This window comes from Micromonospora sp. SH-82, from assembly GCF_051132485.1.
In the GTDB taxonomy this organism is placed as follows: Bacteria; Actinomycetota; Actinomycetes; order Mycobacteriales; family Micromonosporaceae; genus Micromonospora.
Genome location: NZ_CP148049.1, coordinates 3,823,213 through 3,844,411 on the forward strand (window position 1 = coordinate 3,823,213; position 21,199 = coordinate 3,844,411).

At 71.1% G+C, this 21,199-nt stretch carries 15 protein-coding genes; 11 read left to right on the forward strand and 4 right to left on the reverse strand.

What is annotated here, in order from left to right; translation table 11 throughout:
* Positions 1–114: 114 nt before the first annotated feature.
* Together WHN02_RS17065 and WHN02_RS17070 are read left to right on the forward strand one after the other, a co-directional pair.
* A complete protein-coding gene (locus tag WHN02_RS17065) occupies positions 115–2,004 on the forward strand; it encodes a KedN5 family methylcobalamin-dependent radical SAM C-methyltransferase (protein ID WP_434743978.1) in 1,890 nt (629 codons plus the stop codon).
* A 289-nt stretch (positions 2,005–2,293) separates the two neighbouring features.
* On the forward strand, positions 2,294–3,049 hold the full coding sequence (locus WHN02_RS17070; protein WP_434743979.1) for a TIGR03084 family metal-binding protein: 756 nt from the start codon (positions 2,294–2,296) through the stop codon (positions 3,047–3,049).
* A 95-nt stretch (positions 3,050–3,144) separates the two neighbouring features.
* Here the strand turns inward: WHN02_RS17070 and WHN02_RS17075 are convergent, their stop codons facing one another.
* The 4 genes from WHN02_RS17075 to WHN02_RS17090 all read right to left on the reverse strand — a co-directional run bounded on the left by WHN02_RS17075 (position 3,145) and on the right by WHN02_RS17090 (position 8,051).
* Positions 3,145–3,756 (reverse strand): MerR family transcriptional regulator, encoded by a 612-nt coding sequence (locus WHN02_RS17075; RefSeq protein ID WP_434739740.1) that lies wholly within the window; start codon positions 3,754–3,756, stop codon positions 3,145–3,147.
* Positions 3,757–3,928: 172 nt separating this feature from the next.
* The gene (locus WHN02_RS17080) at positions 3,929–4,738 is read right to left on the reverse strand and encodes a helix-turn-helix domain-containing protein (RefSeq protein WP_434743980.1); all 810 of its coding nucleotides are present in this window, start codon (positions 4,736–4,738) and stop codon (positions 3,929–3,931) included.
* A 1,106-nt stretch (positions 4,739–5,844) separates the two neighbouring features.
* On the reverse strand, positions 5,845–7,485 hold the full coding sequence (locus WHN02_RS17085; RefSeq protein ID WP_434739741.1) for a GMC family oxidoreductase N-terminal domain-containing protein: 1,641 nt from the start codon (positions 7,483–7,485) through the stop codon (positions 5,845–5,847).
* Entirely contained in the window at positions 7,482–8,051 is a 570-nt protein-coding gene (locus WHN02_RS17090; RefSeq protein ID WP_434743981.1) for a DUF5987 family protein, read from the reverse strand. Before WHN02_RS17090 ends, WHN02_RS17085 begins: the two co-directional genes overlap by 4 nt.
* A gap of 406 nt (positions 8,052–8,457) precedes the next feature.
* Here WHN02_RS17090 and WHN02_RS17095 point away from each other — a divergent pair, with 406 nt between their 5' ends.
* The 9 genes from WHN02_RS17095 to WHN02_RS17135 all read left to right on the forward strand — a co-directional run bounded on the left by WHN02_RS17095 (position 8,458) and on the right by WHN02_RS17135 (position 21,167).
* Entirely contained in the window at positions 8,458–9,567 is a 1,110-nt protein-coding gene (locus WHN02_RS17095) for a carboxymuconolactone decarboxylase family protein (RefSeq protein WP_434739742.1), read from the forward strand.
* A 52-nt stretch (positions 9,568–9,619) separates the two neighbouring features.
* The gene (locus WHN02_RS17100; protein WP_350899111.1) at positions 9,620–10,198 is read left to right on the forward strand and encodes a hypothetical protein; all 579 of its coding nucleotides are present in this window, start codon (positions 9,620–9,622) and stop codon (positions 10,196–10,198) included.
* Entirely contained in the window at positions 10,195–10,842 is a 648-nt protein-coding gene (locus tag WHN02_RS17105; RefSeq protein WP_434739743.1) for a copper resistance CopC family protein, read from the forward strand. The genes WHN02_RS17100 and WHN02_RS17105 overlap by 4 nt, the downstream gene beginning before the upstream one ends.
* Positions 10,843–10,855: 13 nt before the next feature.
* On the forward strand, positions 10,856–11,848 hold the full coding sequence (locus WHN02_RS17110; protein WP_350899108.1) for a DUF1702 family protein: 993 nt from the start codon (positions 10,856–10,858) through the stop codon (positions 11,846–11,848).
* Between the two features lie 146 nt (positions 11,849–11,994).
* Entirely contained in the window at positions 11,995–12,963 is a 969-nt protein-coding gene (locus tag WHN02_RS17115) for a DUF1702 family protein (RefSeq protein ID WP_434739744.1), read from the forward strand.
* 76 nt (positions 12,964–13,039) lie between these two features.
* On the forward strand, positions 13,040–18,823 hold the full coding sequence (locus WHN02_RS17120) for an SDR family NAD(P)-dependent oxidoreductase (protein WP_434739745.1): 5,784 nt from the start codon (positions 13,040–13,042) through the stop codon (positions 18,821–18,823).
* A 3-nt stretch (positions 18,824–18,826) separates the two neighbouring features.
* Complete coding sequence (locus WHN02_RS17125) at positions 18,827–19,291, forward strand: acyl-CoA thioesterase (RefSeq protein ID WP_350896611.1); 465 nt, start codon at positions 18,827–18,829, stop codon at positions 19,289–19,291.
* A gap of 59 nt (positions 19,292–19,350) precedes the next feature.
* Positions 19,351–19,821: a flavin reductase family protein gene (locus WHN02_RS17130; protein ID WP_434743982.1), complete on the forward strand. Its 471-nt coding sequence runs from the start codon at positions 19,351–19,353 to the stop codon at positions 19,819–19,821.
* Between the two features lie 56 nt (positions 19,822–19,877).
* Complete coding sequence (locus WHN02_RS17135) at positions 19,878–21,167, forward strand: cytochrome P450 (protein WP_434743983.1); 1,290 nt, start codon at positions 19,878–19,880, stop codon at positions 21,165–21,167.
* The last annotated feature ends 32 nt before the right edge of the window (positions 21,168–21,199 follow it).

Consider the following 21,199-nt stretch of genomic DNA (forward strand, 5'->3'; position numbering starts at 1 on the left):
CCGGCGCCTACACCCCTGAGGTGGCCCCCGGGGTCCGCCTTCCCCTCCACTACTCGTTCCCCTACGTCGGAGGCCGACGTGCCCAGTCTCAAGGTTGTGCTGGTGCAGCAGGGCGTGTGGGACATGCCCTTGGAGTCGATGCCGTTGGCGGCCGGCTACCTCAAGGCGATGATCCTGGCCGACCCGGACCTCTGTGACCGGGTCGAGGTGACGATCTGCAACTTCCGGGGCGGGGTCACCCACGGCGAGATGGCCGACAGGCTCTTCGCCGACGGGGTGCCCGACGTCCTGGCCTTCTCGGTCCTCGGGTGGAACCAGCGGGCCTTCGGGGCGCTCACCGCCACCTTCAAGCAGCTCAATCCCGACGGTTGGTCGATCTTCGGCGGGACCCACGTCACCGGGCAGGCCGGGCGGGTGTTCCGGCTCCACCCCGAGGTCGACGTGGTGGTCAACGGGGAGGGGGAGCTGACGTTCCGGGAGCTGGTCCGGGCCCGGCTGGCCGGGACCTCCCCGCGTGACCTGGGGGAGGTGGCGGGTACGTCCTGGTGGCGACCGGACGCGACGGTGGTCACCAACCCCGACCGGCCCCGGATCGAGGATCTCGACGTCATCCCCTCACCCTTCCTCACCGGCGCGATCGACCTGGTCGACGCGCAGGGGCGGTTCCGGTACGACGTGGCCCTGATCGAGACCAACCGGGGCTGCCCGTACAAGTGCTCGTTCTGTTACTGGGGTGGGGCGGTCGGGCAGCGGGTACGGGCCTTCTCCCGGGCCCGGCTGCGGGCCGAGCTGGAGCTGTTCGCGAAGCTGGGCGTGCACACCGTCGTCGCCTGTGACGCCAACTTCGGGATGATGCCGATCGACCTGGAGCTGGTCGACGACCTCATCGAGATCAAACGCCGGTACGGGTTCCCGCTGGCGTTCGAGAGTTCCTGGGCCAAGAACAAGTCCAAGGTGTTCTACGAGATCGTCCGGCGGATGAAGCAGGCCGGGCTGCGCAGCTCGTTCACCCTGGCCCTGCAGTCGTTGGACGACACGGCGCTGACCCTGATGCGTCGGCGCAACATGAAGGTCAACGACTGGCGGGAACTGGTGGAGTGGCTCAACCGGGAGGGGCTGGACTGCTATGCCGAGCTGATCTGGGGTGCCCCGGGGGAGACCGTCGACTCCTTCCTGCGCGGGTACGACGAACTGGCCCGCCACGTGTCCAGGATCGCCGTCTACCCGATCATGCTCCTGCCCAACACCGAGTACGCCGACAACATGGCCGCCCACGGGATCGTGGCCCTGCGCGGGGACCACGACGACTTCCAGTACGTCCTGTCCCACCGGACGATGTCGTTCGCGGAGAACGCCCGGATGCAGCGGTTCCTGTTCTGGGCCCGGGTGATCGCGGAGAACGCGGTCCTGCGCCACGTCTGGCTGCCCCTGCGGGAGCTGGCCGGGTGGGAGCAGTCCCGGGTGCTCAACAGCCTCGCCGACTGGGCCGACACCACCGGGTGGGCCGAGGCGGTGCCGTTGCGGGAGGCGGCGGAGCGGGGACACGGCGGAGGTGCCCCGGCGTACGCCCGGGCCATCGGCTACCTGTTCACCACCTCGGCGGGGCGACGGGCGTTGGAGCTGTGGTGGCAGGAGGAGGTCGCACCCCGGCTGCCGGACCCGGTCCGGCCCCTGCTCGACGAGGTCTACCGGTACGACCTGCTCACCCAGCCGGTCTGTGAGCCCACCGACCTGCCGCTGGTCGAGGTCGGTGGGGTCGAGTTCTTCCGCCGTGTCGACGTCCGGTTCGACTTCGACGTGCCGGAGGTCCTGGCCCGGCTCCGCTGCGGCGCGACGGTCACCCCGGACCCCCGGCCCGTCGTCGTCGACGTCTACTACCGGCGGGGTGCCCTCAACGCCGTGACCTCCACGAACCACGAGGAGATCGTGCACTTCATGGGGGAGTCCCGACCCGCCGGGACGCCCCTGCGCCCCGTCGAGGATTCCTCCCCGCAGCCGGCCTGACCCACCTCGTACGGACGGCCGACGGTGACCGGGTCGGGTGACCGGGTCGGTGGTGAACAGGCGCCCGGTGCCCGTCGGCACCTCGTCGCAGCGGCGAGCACGACCAGAGATGACGCCGACGAGAGCGGACCCGCATGCTCGACTGACCCCCCCGCGGCGACAGCGCGGACGTCAGCGGGTGCCCCCGACGGCGGCACCCGGTCGGGACCGGAATCGAGGCGAGGAGTACCACGTGTCACCTTCTACCGTGTATTCAGACCTGGTGGCTGCCGGCGGAGAGGTCGACGCCATGGTCGCCGACCTCGACACCGAGGGATGGCGGACCGAGACCCCCGCTCCCGGGTGGACGGTCGCCCACCAGATCGCCCACCTGGCCGCCACCTTCAAACTCGCCGCTCTGGCGGCGTCGGATGCCGGGCGGTTCTCGGCGGTCGTCTCCCGCCTCACGCCCGACTTCAGCGCCAACGTGGACGCGGCCCTCGCCGGATACCTGGCCGAGGAGCCGCCGGAGCTGCTGCGGCGGTGGCGCGAGGAGCGCGTCGCCGCTGAGCGCGCCCTCAGCGCCCTGCCGGGCGACCACATGGTGCCGTGGTTGGTGCGGCCGCTTCCGGCCGCCGTGCTGGCCTGTGCCGGGATGATGGAGTTGTTCGCACACGGGCAGGACGTCGCCGACGCGCTCGGCATCCGCAGGCGGCACGACGACCGGATCGGCCACCTGGTCGGGTTCGCCGTACGCACCTGGGACTTCGGCTATCTGGCCCGGAAGATCGACGTGCCGGACGTGCAGATGCGGTTCGAGATCACCGCGCCGTCGGGGAAGGTGTGGGAGTTCGGCCCGGCCGACGCGGACCAGCGCGTCACCGGCCCGGCCGTCGACTTCTGTCTGCTGGCGACGCGACGCCGGCACCACGCCGACCTCGCCGTCGCGGCCGAGGGTGACGTGGCGCGGAACTGGCTGGAGATCGCGCAGGCGTACCGGGGTCCCGCCGGCCCCGGTCGGCAGCCGGGGCAGTTCGCGGCGGCGATCCCCGGTTCCCGCGCCTGACCGTCGCGACTGTCGCTACCTGAAGGAGTACGGCGTCCGCTGACGGCACCGGAAGGTGCCCGACGCGGACGCCGTCCACGTTGTGCGGCTCGCGCTCAGGCCGCCGGATCCGGTGCCAGCGGCGGCACGAGCCGGGTGCTGACGACGTGTTCCTGGGCCATCCGGCGCAGGGCTGCGAACGCCGTCTCGATCAGGATCGTTCGGGCCACCACCGCTGCCCGCTCGACGGCTGCCCCCGCCGGCGGCAGGTCGGTGAGCTGCTCGGCTGCCCGGCCGTAGGCCAGGAAGTAGTCGGCTCCGCAGCCGCAGCCGAGCCTGCGCATCGCGGCCAGCACCTCGGCCAACGTCTGCCGTCCGGGTACGCCGAAGGGCACCCGCCAGCCGAGGTCGTCCAGGAGGCCGTCGACGTCCGAGTGGGCCTGGGCCAACTCCGACCGGTCCCGGCTCGGATCCTGCCCGACGGCGGTGTCCTCGGGGAACATGGCGCGGTTGACCACACCGTACAGCTCCGGCACCGGCAGCTGGTCGTCGGCGATGGCGGACAACAGCACCTGCACCGAGGAGAGGTCGAGCTGTCCTATGGTGGTGAAGGCGCGGATCAGCCAGAGCCGCCGCAGGTGCTTCTCGTCGTACTGCGCCTGGTTGCGGCTGGTCAACCTGCCGGGTGGAAGCAGCCCCTCACGCAGATAGAACTTGATCGTGCCCACGGGCACGCCGGTTTGTCGGCTCAGGTCTGATATCCGCATGCCGCCCCCCTGTCGAGCCCCTAGCGTCAGGGAAGTCTTCCATGCCCGGTCAGCACTGGCCGGGCAGCGACGGAGCCGTCCCCTTCCCTACTTGGGTCGTGGGAAGCGCTCCGCCGCCGGCCTCCCGGGCAGGTCATGCCGCGCTACGGTCCACGGCCTGGAGGCCCTCCGCAGCGGTCGTCAGAGGCAGTGGGTCCGTCGGCGTGCGGTTCCACTCGGCGCGGGCGGCGACGGTGGCGAGCGCGACCTTCCGGATGTCGAGCAGTGCCAGCAGCACCGGTGGGTCGAGATCGCGGGCGGGCTGGAAGGTCAGATCCACCCGGAGGTCGGTGTCGGGTCCGATCTCCAACGGCCCCTCACTGGCGACCGACACGTCCTGCCCGACGTGGTCGGCACCGGGACGGGCGAGAGCCTCGGCGGAGACCGTCTGCGCCAGCAGGTGCCAGGTGCCCGTCGGCACCGATTCGAAGCTGTACGGTCCCGGCTCGTGCAGGACGGTACATCGAACCGGACGGCCCTCCGGAATCCGGTTCGGGAACAGGCCCAGGAACACGATCCCGGCGGGATGGTCCGCGAACATCCGTGTGTCGCCGTGGATGCGGGCGTTGAACCGTTCTCCCGGATCGAACTCGGGGTCGGTGGGGATGTGCGAGGTGAACCCGGCACGCCGGCGGTAGTTGGACGGTGACATCCCGATGCTGCGGGTGAAGCGGGAGCTGAACGTCCCGACGCTGTTGTAGCCGACGCGGAGGCTGATGTCGGCGACGTTCAGCGAGGTGGAGACGAGCAGGTACTTGGCGTGCTGGAGGCGCAGTGCCGAGAGGAAGCGTCCAGGTGAGATGCCGGTTGCTCGTTGGAACATGCGAGTGAAGTGGAACTTGCTGAACATCGCCGAACGGGCGAGGTCGTCCACTGTCAGTTGATCTCCGAGATTCTCCCGCATGGTGGTGATCGCGCGTTTGACCGCTCTCTCGATCGGATCCTCCACGGTTTCCCCCTTTGATGGCAGCGTCGGCAGCGGCTATCCGGACGGAGCCAGCTGGTCCGGTCTCCGCGGATAACGAACACATTTCTGTAAGCCATCCAATTGAAGCGACGGCTATTTGACAATGTGAGCGGATGTGGCGTGCCGCTCGGTCGTTTGCTCTGCTCGCATCGAGGTTAGTCGAGGGCTGACGGGTTGACAACACTGCTCATCCCATTTGGTTGCCGCGCCGCAATCGGGAAGTGGTATCCCTGCTGAGCAGCGGTTCTGTGCCATTCAGGGGTCGAAGCTGATGGTGTGCGGGTAGCGGCACGCACCACTTACCAGCCGTGGGTCGATTGGGGAAAGTGAAACATGTGTCCCGGAAAGTGAGCGAATTCGCCGACGCGCTTTCCGCGGTAAAAGGGCAGTTTGGTCGTGGCATGTCCTGCTCAGGACGTATACCGGATCCGGTCAATACGGGATGTCCCGCCCCTGCGTTCCGGCGAGCCCTCCGCGTCGCTTCGAACAGGGCGATCACGGAGGGCGATAGCCAGTGACTCAGTGTGAGCTATTAATTCCCTGTCGATCCGATGGGGAATCCTCATGGGATGTGCGTCAGTGGATGCCGATTCGCGGCGACCGGAGGCCTGCGGCCCGAGATCGGCGAGGGCAATAAGTGCCGCTCAGCGCGTACCCCCGTCGTCACTTCCGCCAGGACGGCCCCCCGGGTGAATCGAACTGCGTGGCAGAACGAGACTGAAATGTGCGCCGCGAAGCCGGCGAATGTCTTCGGCGCAGTTACCCAAAGTGAGAACTGAGCGGCGGGTAAGCGTTACTCGGAGTCAGAAGGAACGAGCTGGGCAATCGTCCTCGACACTTTGCGGCATCGACGTGGGTCCGGTCGATCCGTCGTCGGTGGTCGCCGGCATCCCGTCGGTTCGCCGTCGAGGTCTCGGCTCGTGGTCGATGGTTGCGGGCGGGAGCCCGAGACCGCCGCTCGCATGGCGATCCCAGGCCCGACCACCTTCGGGGGAGCAGGGCCCTGACGACCGACGACGCCCGGCGCGTCTCGGGCGGCCCCGTCAGGCCTTCACGTCGTTCATCACGGCGCGACGACCCGCGGTGGCGCCGTCCGGCGACGGTGCGCCGTAGGTGACCGCCACGCCCCGTTCCTGAGCTGCCCGGACGATGCCCGGTACGGCCCGCTCGGCCAGCGCTGCGATGGTGGAGGCCGGGTTCACGGTCAGCGCACCGGGCACCGCCGAACCGTCGGTGACGAAGATTCCCGGATGTCCGCGAAGCTCGTGTCGGTCGTCGAGCGCCGACGTCGCCGGGTCGTCCCCGATCCGGCAGGACGCCAGGGGGTGCACCGTGTACGCGCCGACCAGGTCGTTCGTCCACGGGCTGACCGTGGCCAGTCCGTCGCGTTCGAGGATGTCCTTGATGTCCGCGTCGGCGAGCGACCAACCGCGCCAGGTGTTGGCGGTCGGACGGTAGCTCAGCGGACCGTGGCCGAGCATCTGCTGGGAGAACCGGTTGGCGTTGCCGGTCTCCGGTGGCGGGCCGAAGACGCCCTCGTTGTCGTCCTCGGACATGATGAAGATGGTCAGCCAGGACTGCCACCGGCGCAGCATCTCCTTCTTCCTCACCCCGAACCAGGACGGCGGGTCCGACCCCGCCACCTGGGCGAGGATCGTGCCCAGGCCGGGCGGGAAGTACAGCTGCTCCAGCGAGTAGCGCTCGAACTCGGGCAGGTTCCCGTCCAACCGGTCCCAACTGGCCACCGTGGGCCCACGGCCGATCTGGTACGCCTGGTAGGCGGTGCCGTCCGGCCGGCTCAGCCCGAGCACCTCGCGGACCCGGTCCTCGTCGAACACCGCAGTGTTCAGCCGCTCCCCGTTGCCGGAAAAGTAGCGACCGACCGCGTGGGGCATCGGCCCCAGGGTGCCCTCGGAACGCTGCAGGATCACCGGGGTGGCACCGGCCCCGGCCGCCACCACCACGATCTTGGCGTCGATGGTGCCGCTGTCGTGCAGGATCCGGTAGTCCTCGGCGTCGACGACCCGGTAGTGGACCCGGTAACCGTCGTCGGTGCGTGAGATGCTCTGGACCTCGTGCAACGGGCGGATCTGCGCGCCGTGCGCCAGCGCGGCGGGCAGGTAGTTCAGCAGCAGGGACCGTTTGGCGTCGAACCGACAGCCGGCCATCATCCAGTTGCAGTTGGTGCACTGTGCCACGTCGATCGCCGACGGTGCCGCATTCGCCGTCCGGCCCGCGTGCCGACAGGCGGCGGCGAACAGGCCACCGGCGTACGGGACGGTGTCCCACTCGGTCCGGGTGATGGGCAGCGCCTCGGCGACCCTGTCGTACCACGGATCGAGGTCGTCTCGGCTGATCGCGGCCGGCCACATGCGCCGGCCCAGACTGCCCTGACGCTCGAAGACGAACCTGGGTGCTCGGGGCATGGTGGCGAAGTAGACGACACTGCCGCCGCCGACGCAGTTGCCGCCGAGCACGCTCATCCCGTCGCCGACCACGAAGTCGAAGGCCCGGGTGTAGGACGAGCCCAGGAGGAAGTCCTGGTCGAACTCCTCGCTGCGCAGCCAGGGGCCGCGTTCGAGTACGGTGACCCGGGCTCCTCCGGCGGCGAGGTGGTACGCCGGGATGGCGCCTCCGAAGCCACTGCCGATGACGAGGACGTCTGTCGATTCCGTGGCGTTCATGCCGGGCTCCCGGTGGCTGTCGTGTCGGGGTGGGGGTCGGCCAGGCGCCGACCGTACGAGTACGGCGCGAAGCGCCAGAGGCCGTCACCGTTCGGAAGGGCGTACCCGATGGTCAGCAGGCCCGGGTGCCCGGCCGCCAGCGCTTCGGGAGTGCTGCGGTGGGCGGCGCTGTCGAACGCCATGTTGCTGAACAGGGCGAGTCCGACCCACATCTGTTTCTCCGGGTGATCCGGTCTGGTGAGCCGGTCGACGAGTGCGGTGCGGTGGTCGAAGGACAGGGCCACGAAGGGCGGCACGTCGTCGTCGAGGCTCAGCCGTCGTTCGGCGGCGAAGTCGAGCGCATGCTCGTTCAGTGCGAGGACCATGGCGTCCAGCGCGGGTGCGAGCCCACCGGCGGGGTGCTCGACGAGTTCCACCGCCCCGGCCGCGACCGCGCCTGGGCCGGGTGAAGCCCCGGCGACGGCACGGTCGTCGGGGGTGCGCTTCTCCCCGGGGATGATGGTGTCCGCGAATGCTTCGAGTACCAGGGTCCGGTCCGCGTCCGGCTCGGGTGTGTCGGGGTGCACCACGTCGTCTCCTGTCCAGCAGTTGCACGCCGCGCCGGATCGCGCCGCGATCGTCGCCTGAAGCGACGGGGCCTCACCGGGTGCGGCCTGGGGGAGGTCTCCTCCCGGGGTGCCGCGGACTCGGCGGTCGGCCGTGTTGCCGCCGGACCCATCGTCGCGGTGGTGCCCGAGACCCGCATCTCCGTCGTTGCGCTCGTGCACCGGGTCGCACCAGGTCTTCTCCTGGCTTGCGATGTCCGCAGTGGAGGGTTTCCGGCGGCCTCGGCGGTTCCATACTGGCGGACGACCAGGCCCACCCGCCGCCCGTCGGTGGTCGTCAGGGTGACGTGCGGCGTCGCCCGGTCGAGGTCGGAGCCTGGGCAACGCTCTGGAGGTGGAGATGGTCGCCGGTAGAGTCGCGTCCTCAGTGGTTCAGCGACAGGTCAAGTACGTCACCGTCGTGCCGGCGCTGCGGGCCACCGGTCTGGTCGCCGAGGTCTACGCGCAGGTGGCCGAGGAGATGCGGCTGGTGGTACCACCGGCGATGCTGCACTCGCCGGCCCCGGACGTGCTCGCGGGCTACTGGGCGCTACTGCGGGAACCGCTCGCCGCCGACGGGGTGGATCGGGCGGCGAAGGAGGCCGCCGCCGCTGCGGTCTCCATCGCCAACATCTGTCCGTACTGCGCGGACATGCACACGGTGGGCATGTACGACCTCTCCGGTGAGCACGACGCCGAGGCGGTGGCCGCCGACCGGATCGAGGAGGTGGCCGATCCGCGCCTGCGTGCCGTGGCGGCGTGGGCGCGTACCGCGCACCAGTCGGACGACCGGGCGCCGGCCCCGGCCGATCTGACAGCGGCACAACGGGCCGAACTCGTCGGAGTCGTGGTGGCGTTCCACTACGTGGCGCGCATGGTCAACGTGTTCCTGTCGAACTACCTGCTTCCGCCGGGCCTCAGCCCCCGCTCCCGGCGGCGGCTCAAGCAGGGGATCAGCCGGATCCTGCGCCCCACGCTACGGGAGCCACGCCGAGCCGGGCGGGCCACCGCACTGCTGCCTGCGGCACCGGCCGGGACGGGTCCGCGGTGGGTCGACGGGCAGCCGGAGGTCGCCCGGGCGTTCGCCGCGGCCTATCGGGTCTTCGACGCGGCCGCAGAGCGCTCCGTGCCACCGGTCGTACGCCGGCTGGTGCAGGACCGGCTGGCCGAGTGGCGCGGCGAGGAGACCGGGCTGAGTACGCAGTGGTGTGAGCGGCTCCTCGTCGACCTGACCCCGGCGGACGCCGCGGCGGGACGGCTCGCACTGCTCACCGCGCTCGCCTCGTACCGGATCGACCAGGAGGTGGTCGGTGAGTTCCGACGCCACCACCCGGACGACCGGACGCTGGTCGACCTCACGGCCTGGGCCAGCGCCACAGCCGCTGCCGTCGTCGGTGAGCGTTGTGCCGCCGACTGGTCGGCCGTCCCCTCCGACGCCGGTGAAAGGAAGCACGCAGAGAGGCGTGGGACGCGACCGGCGGCAGGCATCGTGGATTGACGGGGATCCGTCTCGGGTCGGTACCCGACCGACCCTGTGTGAGGGAGGTCAGATGGGCACAGACGTGGCACCGAGAACCACGGCCGGCCTGGCAGACAAGATCAACGGGCGGCACCACCGGTTCGCGCTGAACGCGTTCATGTTGATCGTCATCGCCCACTGGGCGGAGCACCTCACCCAGGCGTACCAGATCTGGGTGCTCGGTTGGCCCGTTCCGCAGGCCCGTGGGGTGCTCGGGTTGGCCTACCCGTGGTTGGTCACGTCGGAGTGGCTGCACTACGGATACGCGCTGATCATGTTGATCGGGCTCTGGGTGCTGCGCGGTGCCTTCGTGGGCCGGGCCCGTACCGCGTGGCTGATCGCGTTCGGTGTCCAGTTCTTCCACCACGTGGAGCACCTGCTGCTGTTCGTCCAGGCGCAGAGCGGGACGGTGTTCTTCGGCCAGGCGGTACCCACCAGCCTGCTGCAACTGGTGCTGCCCCGGGTGGAGCTGCACCTGTTCTACAACACCGTGGTCTTCGTTCCGATGGTGCTCGCGATGATCTATCACCTACGGCCCACCGCCGCCGAGTCGCAGCACATGAACTGTTCATGTGTCCGACCGGGGACGGTCGTGTCGACGTCGTCGTGAGCACCGGCCACGCTGCCGGGACACCCGCCCTCCGGCGTGTCCCGGCACGCTGGGGCAACGCGGTGGTGGCAGCCATGGTGGTGATCGTGTTCGGGTTGTCGCTGGCGCCCGATCCGGATCCGGTGCGGCTGGTGGGCACCTTTCCCGCTGACGGGGAGGTGCTCGCCGCCGCGCCGGCCGCCGCGGCGGTCACCTTCAGCCGGCCGGTGGACCCGGTCCGGGTGCACCTGAGCGTCTCCCCGGCCGAGGGCGGTCCGGTCGTCTCCACCGGTGCTCCCCAGTTGGTGGGCGAGGACGTCACGGTCGGCCTGTCGATCGTCCGGCCGGGGACCTACCTGTTGGCCTACCACGTGCTGCTGCCCGACGGTCGGGAACAGACCGGGGTCCGACGGTTCGTCGTCGCCGGGATGGACGGGGTGGCCCCGACGATCGGCGCCGATCGCGACGAGGTCCCGGTCCCCGGTCACCACCACGTCGGCGACGACCTGTTCAGCCGGGGGTTGCTGGTTCTCGACGGGGTCCTGATCCTCGTCGTCCTGGCCCTGATCCTGCGGCGGCCCCGTCCCGTCGGCCGGCGGCCCCGATCGCCGGTACGGACGCCGGGGTCGTGGCGCCGCGACAGTGAAGCCCCGCCCGGGGCGTGAAGGAGGAACGACCATGCCGACTGCTCTCGGTTCGCTGCGGCGACTGGTGCTGACGCCCGCACTGGTGGAGACGACCTTCACCCGTCGGGGCTTCCCACCCGGCGACGAAGGGGTCACCCGTCGACTGGAGGCCGTTCCGCAGGCGGTCGTCTGCGGTTTCGAGTGGGGCATCGACAGCCGCGGCCAGTGGGAGCTGGAGCGCCGTCTCGAACTCGTGGAGCCCGAGATGCGCGGCTTCGCGTACGAGGGGGCCGCGATGGCCCTGACCATCCTCGACACCATGGGCCCCGGTCGTGGCGGGCGGGCGGCAGCCCTGCTCGCGGGGCCCGGCCTACCGCACACCTTCCTCACCTACATCGGGATCGGCTTCGCGATGGCGCGGCTGCCGCGACCGCTGTGGAAGAAGGTCCTGCCCGACCTCACCGGCACCCCCTACTACCCGACGATGAGTTGGCTGGCCGTCGACGGGTACGGCTTCGACCGGGCCTACTTCGAGACGCCGCGGTGGGTCGATCGGCAGGAACGGCTCGCCGCGTATCCGTGGCGCGGCCGGGCGGACTACTTCCCCCGCGCCGTCGACCAGGGCATCGGTCGTGCCCTGTGGTTCATCCACACCGCCCGGCCCGACCACGTGGCGACTGCTGTGGGACGCTTCGCCGACCAGCGGCAGGCCGACCTGTTCAGTGGCGTCGGACTGGCGGCCGCCTTCGCCGGCGGCTGCGACGCGTCGGGGTTGCAGGCGCTGGTGCGCGCCGCCGGTCCGTACGCCTCCCACCTGGCGCAGGGGGCGGTGTTCGCCGCGAAGGCCAGGGTCTTCTCCGGGTTCGTGCCGGAGCACGCCCGAGTCGCGGTCCCGGCGCTGACCGGTATGTCGCTCGAAGCAGCAGCCGTGCTGGCCGACGACGTGGTCGCCGACGGACTGCCGACCACCGGGGAACCGGACTACGAAGTGTGGCGTGAGCGGGTCCGGGCTCAATTGTCGACAGTGGGAAGATCAGTTCAGTAGTGCTTTCTGCTATCCATTCCCGCCCGACCTGTGTCGGGCGGGAATGCGCTGTTCTGCGCCGGGTGGGCCAGTCCGCAACAGCGAAGAAGAAATGCCGGGGGTGAGCGTTCAAGAATGGGCTGACATCGCTTCAGTCGGGAGCCCTGATGAAAGCTTGGCGGACGCTTCGGCGTCGAGTCCTCACCCCTGACGTCTCGCAGACCCTGATGTCCGTACGTGGCTTCCACGTCAAGGACCAGGCCGGGCGGGAACGTCTGGAGAACGTCGGTCGGTACTTCCTGACCGGCTACGCGGCCGCGGCCGAGGCGCGTACCGCCGCCGAGGCGGAGGTCCCTCTGGAGGCCGTGGCGGCACCGTACCGGGGCTTCGCCTACGAGGGTGCGGCGATGGCCTCAGCCGTCCGCGACGCCCTCCCCGGTGGTGGTCGGCACGTGCGCGACCTGCTGGCCGGTCGGGGCGACCGGCACGTGTACATGGCCTACGTGGGGGTCGGCTGGGCGATGGCTCGGCTGCCCCGTCCGCTCTGGGGGCGACTGCACGCCCCGGACCCACTGCTGCGCTGGCTGGTCCTCGACGGGTACGGGTTCCACCAGGCGTACTTCAAGACCAGCCGGTACGTCGACGGCCAGTACCGTCACGACCGCTTCCCGTGGCCGGTCGAGGGGCCGGCCGACTACGCCGCCAGGGTCGTCGACCAGGGGGTCGGCCGGGCCACCTGGTTCGTCTGTGGCACCGACGCACGCCGGGTGGTGCAGACCTTCGACCGTTTCGCCGCCGACCGCCGGCCCGACCTGTACGCCGGTGCCGGCCTGGCCGCCACCTACGCGGGCGGTGCCGGGGCGCAGGAGTTGACCTGGCTGCGTGACGCTGCCGGCCCGTACGCCGCCGACCTCGCCCAGGGCGCGGCCTTCGCGGCTGGTGCGCGGGTCCGGGCCGGGCTGGTGGTGCCGCACAACGAGGTGGCCACCCGGATCCTGTGCGGGCTGCCGACCCAGGCGGCGGCGGCGGTGACCGACGAGGCCCGCATCGACCTCGCCGCCGTCGGTGCCACCCCCGTGTACGAGGTGTGGCGCCGACGCATCAAGAGCACGTTCGCGTCTACCCGGCGCGCCTGACCCGAGTCGACTGTCCTCAGATGGTCGGTGGCTTTGCCGAAACGGCATCGGGTCACCGAAGAAAGGCGATCAGAAAATGACGAGAATTGCCGTCGTCGGCATGGCGTGCCGGTACCCGGACGCCACCTCGCCGAGGGAGTTGTGGGAGAACGCGCTCGCCGGCCGGCGAGCGTTCCGCCGGCTGCCGGACGTCCGGATGCGCCTCGACGACTACTGGGACGCCGACCCGGCGGCTCCAGACAGGTTCTACGCGCGCAATGCCGCCGTCATCGAGGGATACGAGTTCGACCGGATCGCCTACAAGATTGCCGGCAGCACGTTTCGTTCCACGGACATGACCCACTGGCTGGCGCTCGACGTGGCTGCGAGCGCCCTGGCCGACGCGGGGTTCCCGATGGGGGACGGGCTGCCGCGCGAGCGCACCGGGGTGGTGGTCGGCAACAGCCTCACCGGTGAGTTCTCCCGCGCCAACCAACTGCGCCTGCGGTGGCCGTACGTGCGGCGCATGGTGGCGGCGGCGCTCAAGGAGCAGGACTGGGACGACGATCAGCTGGGCACGTTCCTCGACGAGTTCGAGGCGACCTTCAAGAGCCCGTTCCCGCAGGTCGACGAGGACACTCTGGCCGGGGCGCTGTCCAACACGATCGCCGGGCGGATCTGCAACCACTTCGACTTCAAAGGCGGCGGGTACACCGTGGACGGGGCCTGCTCGTCCTCGCTGCTGTCGGTCGCCACGGCGGGTAAGACGCTGATCGACGGCGACGTGGACGTGGCGGTCGCCGGTGGTGTGGACCTGTCGATCGATCCCTTCGAGATCATCGGGTTCGCCAAGACGGGTGCGCTGGCGCGCGGCGAGATGCGCGTGTACGACCGCTCCGCGAACGGCTTCTGGCCCGGTGAGGGCTGCGGGATGGTGGTGTTGATGCGCGAGGGCGACGCGGTCGCCGCCGGCCACCGCATCTACGCCACGCTCACCGGTTGGGGCATCTCCTCGGACGGCAAGGGTGGCATCACCCGGCCGGAGGTCGGCGGGTACCGCCTGGCGCTGCGGCGGGCCTACCAGCGCAGCGGGTTCGGCATCGAGACGGTCGGCCTGTTCGAGGGGCACGGAACCGGCACCAGCGTCGGGGACACCACCGAGCTGACGGCGCTGTCCGCGGCCCGCACGGCCGCCGGTGGCGCGGGCCTGCCGGCGGCGGTCGGGTCGATCAAGGCCATGATCGGACACACCAAGGCCGCGGCCGGAGTGGCGGGTCTGATCAAAGCGGCGATGGCGGTCCACCAGGAGGTCCTGCCCCCGGCCGTGGGGTGCGTCGACCCGCACGAGGTGCTCACCGGCACGTCGCCGGCGCTACGCGTGCTGCGCAAGGCCGAGGCGTGGCCCACCGACGTTCCGGTCCGGGCGGGTGTCACGGCGATGGGCTTCGGCGGCATCAACACCCACATCGTGTTGGAGAACCCGCGTCCTCGCCGCCGCGTGCCGCTGGACACCCGGACCCGCGCCTTGGCCGCCTCGATCCAGGACGCCGAACTGCTGGCCGTCGACGCCGCCTCCGCACCGGAACTGGTCCAGCGGCTGACCCGGCTGGTCGACTTCGTGGGTTCGGTGTCGTACGCGCAGTTGGCGGACCTCGGTGCCACGCTGCACGGCGAGCTACGCGACCTGCCGTACCGGGCGGCGGTCGTGGCGACGTCGCCGGAGGACGCGGAGCGGCGGTTGCGGCAGCTGCGTACGGCGGTCGAGGCCGGCGAGACCCGGCAGTTCTCCTCCGACGGCCGCAGCCTGCTGGGCCACGTCAACGGTCCTGGCCGCATCGGGCTGCTGTTTCCCGGGCAGGGCTCCGGGCGCGGCACCAGCGGTGGCGCACTGCGTCGGCGCTTCACCGAGGTCGAGGAGACGTACCTGCGCGCCGACCTGCCCACCGGTGGGGACGTCGTCGCCACCGAGGTCGCCCAGCCCCGCATCGTCACCGGGTCCACCGCCGGCCTGCGGGTGCTGCACACGTTGGGCATCGAAAGCTCGATCGCCGTCGGACACAGCCTCGGTGAGCTGTCCGCCCTGCACTGGGCCGGTGTGCTCGACGAGGCCGACCTGCTGCGCATCGCCAGTCTTCGCGGAGCCGCCATGGCCCGGCACAGCTCGTCGGGCATGATGGCCAGCCTCGCCGCGGATCCCGAGGCCCTCGATCCGCTCCTGGCCGACCTACCGGTCGTGGTGGCGGCCTACAACGGCCCGGGCAACACCGTCGTCGCCGGCACCGACGAGGCGGTACGGGCGGCCTGCCAGCGGGCCGGCGACGCGGGCTTCACCGCCACCGTGTTGCCGGTGTCACACGCCTTCCACTCGCCCCTGGTGGCCCCCGCCGCCGACGAGTTCGGTGCCGCGCTGGCCGACCGGCAATGGCATCCGTTGGCCGGTCGGGTGATCTCCACCGTGACCGGTGACCTGCTGCCGCCGCACACCGACGTGCCGGCCCTGCTGCGTCGACAGATCACCGACCCGGTGCTGTTCACCCAGGCGGTGGGGCTCGCCGCGAAGTCCGTCGACCTCTTCGTCGAGGTGGGGCCCGGCCGGGTGCTCGCCGGCCTGGCCGGTCGGGCGACCGACGTACCTGCGGTGTCGTTGGACACCGACGACGAGTCCATCGTCAGCCTGCTCACGGTGGTCGGGTCGGCCTACGTCGTCGGAGCGGCCCGGATCGAGGCGGCGCTGTTCCACGGGCGGCTGATCCGACCGCTGGCGGTCGGTGCCGAGTTCTCCTTCTTCGCCAACCCGTGCGAGCAGGCACCTTCGGTGGACCTACCGGTGCGGGCCGCCGGTCCGGTGCCGGTGGCGGAGGCGGACGCCCAGTCGGCCGCCGTGGTGCCGGGCGAGACCACCGTCGACCTGTTGCGTCGGATCGCCGCCGAGCGGGCCGAACTGCCCCCGGAGACCGTCCGGCCGGACAGTCGCCTCCTCGACGACCTGCATCTGAGTTCGATCACCGTCGGCCAGGTGGTCAATCAGCTGGCCCAGCGGCTGAACGTGCCGCCGGCAGCGGTGCCGACGAACTTCGCGGTGGCCACGGTCCAGGAGCTGGCCGAGGCGCTGGACACCCTCGCCGCCACCGCCTCCGCTGACGACGCCGTCGCGGCACCGGTGGTCGCCGGCGCCGCCCCGTGGGCGCGCGCGTGGCGGATCGACCTCGACGTGGCCGAACCACCCACCCGTGCCGGCGCGCCGGAGGACGGCACCTGGCAGCTCTTCGCCGCCGACGACCACCCACTGGCGACGGAGCTGCTCGCCGAGCTGCACCGAGCCCGCCTCGGTGGCGGGGTGCTCGTGTGGCTGCCGCAGGACTGTCCCGAGGAGGCGCTGGAACACGCGCTGCGCGGTGCCCAGCAGGCTGCGCGGGGTGGACCGGGCACCCGGTTCGTCCTGGTCGACCATGGTCGTGGCGGGGCCGGACTGGCCAAGACGTTGCGCCTGGAAGCACCGCACCTGCGGGTCACAGTGGTGCACCTGTCGGACGCCTCCGGCGCTGTCGAGCGGGTGACCGCCGAGGTGGCGGGCACAGTCGGGTTCGTCGAGGTCGACTACGACGCCGACGGCACCCGCCGGGTGCCCGTCCTGCGGGCCATGTCCGTGCGTCCGCAGGTCAGCCGCCCGGTGCTGGACGACACCGACGTGCTGCTGGTGACCGGCGGCGGCAAGGGCATCACCGCCGAGTGCGCCTTGGCCATGGCCACCGACTCGGGCGCGAGCCTGGCACTGCTCGGCCGGTCGGCCCCGGCCGAGGATCCGGAGCTGGCCGCGAACCTGTCCCGGATGACGGCGGCCGGTGTCACAGTCAGGTACGCCCGGGCCGACGTCACCGATCCCGACCAGGTACGGCGGGCGGTCGCCGAGCTGACGGCCGACCTCGGTCCGGTGACCGCCGTCCTGCACGGTGCCGGACGCAACGAGCCGACGGCGCTGGCCAACCTGGACATGGGGGCCGTGCGCCGCACCTTCGCGCCCAAGCTGGACGGTCTCTCGGCCACCCTGGCGGCAGTGGATCCGGAACGGCTGCGGCTGCTGGTCACCCTGGGCAGCATCATCGGCCGGGCCGGGCTGCGCGGCGAGGCGCACTACGCCACCGCCAACGACTGGCTGGCCGAGGCCACCACCGGCTTCGGTCGCCGTCACCGTCACTGCCGCACCCTCTGCCTGGAGTGGTCGGTGTGGTCGGGTGTCGGGATGGGGGAGCGGCTGTCGGTGGTCGAGGCGCTGCACCGGGAGGGCGTCGCCGCGCTCACCCCGGACCAGGGCGTGGCCGTCCTGCGGCGGTTGCTGGCCGACCCCGAGGCCACCGGTACGGTCGTCGTCTCCGGCCGCACCCAGGGCATCGACACCATCGGGTACGACCGGCCGGAGCTGCCGTTGCGGCGGTTCCTGGAGAAGCCGCTGGTGCACTACCCGGGAGTGGAGCTGGTCGCCGAGACGGAACTGAACGTCGGCACCGATCTCTATCTGGCAGACCACCTCCTCGACGGCAACCTGCTCTTCCCGGCGGTCTTCGGCATGGAGGCCATGGCCCAGGTCGCCGCCGCGGTGAGGGGCACCGACGACGTGCCGGTCATCGAGCGGGCCGAGTTCCTGCGGCCGATCATCGTGCCGCCGTACGGTCGTGGTCGAATCAGGGTCGGGGCGGTCGCCACCGACGACGACACCGTCGAGGTGGCCGTCCGCAGCGAGGACACCGACTTCGTCGCCGACCACTTCACCGCGCGGTTGCGATACGGCGTCGGACCGGCGCCCGAGGGCCCACCGGAGCAGTTGTCGGACGACCTGGGGCCGGTGTCGTTGGCCCCGGACGCGGACCTCTACGGCGGTCTGCTCTTCCAGGGCTCCCGGTTCCAGCGTCTCCGCGGCTACCGGCGGGCCGCTGCCAAGTGCGTCGACGCCGAGGTCGCCGCCCTGGACGGGGTCGACTGGTTCGCACCCTTCGTGCCGGACGAACTGCTGCTCGGTGATCCCGGTGTCCGGGATGCGTTGATGCACGGAAACCAGGTGTGTGTCCCCGACGCGACCCTGCTGCCGATGGGCGTGGACCGGATCCACCCCGGCGCAGCGGCCCTGTCGGGCCGGCGGGACCTGCGCTTCTGCGCTGTGGAACGCAGCCGCGACGGCGACACCTACGTCTACGACGTGGCGTTGCGCGACCCGGACGGGCGGACCGTGGAGCGGTGGGAGGGACTGCGGCTGCGGGCGGTTCGCAGACAGGACGGCAGCGGGCCGTGGGTGGCACCGTTGCTCGGCTCCTATCTGGAACGCACCCTCGACGACCTGGTCGGTACGCCGGTGGCGGTGACGGTCCAGCCCGACGGCCCGGACGACGGCCCGGCCGACCACGTGGCCCGTCGGCGCGCCCGGACCCGGTCGGCGGCCGGGCAGGTGTTCGGCAGGCCGGTCGAGGTCCGGTATCGGCCCGACGGTCGCCCGGAGGTACCCGGCGGGCAGAACCTGTCGGTGGCCCACGGCGCAGGGCTGACCCTCTGCGTCTCCAGCGCGGAGACGGTGGGCTGCGACGTCGAACCGGTCACCGGACGGTCGGCGCAGACGTGGGCCGGGTTGCTCGGTCGGCACACCGACCTGGCCCGGCTTCTCGCCGCCGAGGCGGGCGAGGAGATCGACGTCGCCGCCACCCGGGTGTGGACGGCGTTGGAGTGTCTACAGAAGGCCGGCCGTCGCAGTGACGACCCGCTGGTCCTGCATCCGGTCACCCGCTCGGGCTGGAGCGTGCTGGTCTCCGGCGACGTACGGGTGGCCACCTTCGCCACTACCGTCCGCGACGTCACCGAACCGGTGGTCTTCGCGGTGCTGACCGAGGGACGGTGACCCATGGAGCAGTACTACGAGTACCGGCATGTCGTCGGGTTCGAGGAGACGAACATCGTCGGTAACGTCTACTACGTCAACTACCTGCGATGGCAGGGCCGCTGCCGGGAGATGTTCCTCCGGGAGCGGGCCCCGCAGGTGCTGGCCGACCTGCAGGACGACCTCAAGCTGTTCACTCTGCGGGTCGACTGCGAGTTCTTCGCCGAGATCACCGCCTTCGACGAACTGGCGATCCGGATGAGGCTGTTGGAGCTGGCCCAGACCCAGGTCGAGTTCGGCTTCGACTACGTCCGGCTCGGCGTCGCCGGTGTCGAGACGCTCGTCGCCCGGGGCACGCAGCGGGTCGCCTGCATGCGGGGGCCGAACAACCGTACGGTGCCCGCCCGGGTGCCGGAGGCGCTCGGCCGTGCACTCGCGCCGTACGCCACCGGCGCACCCGTCACCGTCGCGGCAGGGAGGCCACTGTGAACGTCCCGTTCGACCCCCCCGACAGACCGGACCCGCGCCAGCTGCGGCGCGCCTTCGCGATGTTCACCACCGGGGTCACCGTCGTCACCGTCGGCGGGTCCAGCCCGCACGGCATGACGGCCAACTCCTTCACCTCCGTCTCCCTCGACCCGCCGCTGGCTCTGGTGTGCGTGGACTGCGAGGCGCTGATGAACCGGGCGTTGCGCGAGGCCGGCCGGTTCGGGGTGTCGGTGCTCGCCGGTGACCAGGAGGAGGTGGCGCGGTACTTCGCCGATCGCCGCCGCCCGCTGGGGGCCCGGCAGTTCGAGTTCGGGCAGTGGGTCGTCGGCCCGGGCACCGGCGCGCCGCTGCTGGTCGGTGCCGCCGCGCACTTCGAGTGCGAGCTGTGGCGTTCGTACGACACCGGCGACCACACGATCTTCGTAGGCCGGCTGGTGGGCGCCCAGCGGCACGGCGTGGACGACGCGCTGCTGTTCGCCGACGGCGCCTTCCGCCGGCTGGACCGGGTGCCGACCGAGGTGCCGACGTGAGCGCCGTGCTGCCCGGGCGGGTCCCGCCGGGGCCGTCACGGGCGGCGGCGGTCCGGATGCTGGTGGTGATGAACCGTGACCGCCTGGGCATGATGACCTCGGCCGCGGACCGGTACGGCGATGCCGCCCGCCTGCCGGTCGGCCCCAAGGAGCTGTACTTCTTCAACCATCCTCAGCACGCCAAACACGTGCTGGCCGACAACGCGGCCAACTACCACAAGGGCATCGGTCTGGTGCACGCCCGGCGGGCGCTCGGCGACGGCCTGCTCACCAGCGAGGGCGAGCTGTGGCGCAAGCAGCGCAAGGTGATCCAGCCTGCCTTCCAGAGCCGACGGATCGCCGACCAGGCAGGCGCGGTGGCCGAGGAGGCAGTGGCCCTCGTCGACCGGCTGCGGGCCCGTCGAACGACGGTGGTCGACGTGCCCGAGGAGATGACCGCGCTGACCCTCGGGGTGCTCGGCCGGACCCTGCTCGACACCGAACTGGGTCGGTTCCCCGCGTTGGGCGACGACTTCGCGGCCGTCCAGGACCAGGCGATGTTCGAGCTGGCCTCGCTGAGCGCGGTGCCGACCTGGGTCCCGTTGCCCCGCCAGGTGCGGTTCCGGCGGGCCCGACGGCAGCTGCAACGGGTCGTCGACCGGCTCGTCGCCGAGCGGGGGGCGGTCGACGACGACCGGCCCGACGTGCTGTCCCGACTGATCACCTCGGCCGGGGCGGAGTCCGACCCCGGCGTCGGGCGGCAGCGGCTGCGCGACGAGCTGGTGACCCTGCTGCTCGCCGGGCACGAGACCACCGCGAGCACGTTGAGCTGGTCGTTGTACCTGATCGACAGGCATCCCGAGGTACGTGAACGACTGCACGAGGAGGCGAGCAGGGTGCTCGGCGGCGGTCTGCCGACGTTCGAGGACCTGGGACGGCTGCGGTACGCCACGATGGTGGTGCAGGAGGCGATGCGCCTGTTCCCGCCGGTGTGGCTGCTGCCGCGTAAGGCGCTCGCCGCCGACGAGGTCGGCGGCTACCGGGTGCCGGCCGGGGCCGACGTGCTGGTCTGTCCGTACACGCTGCACCGGCATCGGGACTTCTGGCCGGACCCGCACCGGTTCGACCCGCAGCGTTTCGACCCGGACGACCGCACCGAGCGGCCGCGATACGCATACATCCCGTTCGGCGCCGGTCCTCGATTCTGCGTCGGAAACCATCTCGGCATGCTGGAGGCGGTGTTCGTGCTGTCCCTGCTCGCCCGGGACCTCGTGCTCACCTGCCTCCCGGGTCGACCCGTCGTCCCCGAGCCGATGTTGTCGCTGCGGGTGCGGGGTGGCCTGCCGATGAGAGTCGCCTCCCGGTGACGTGATCCCGCCGTTCGTGGCCTGACCGCCCC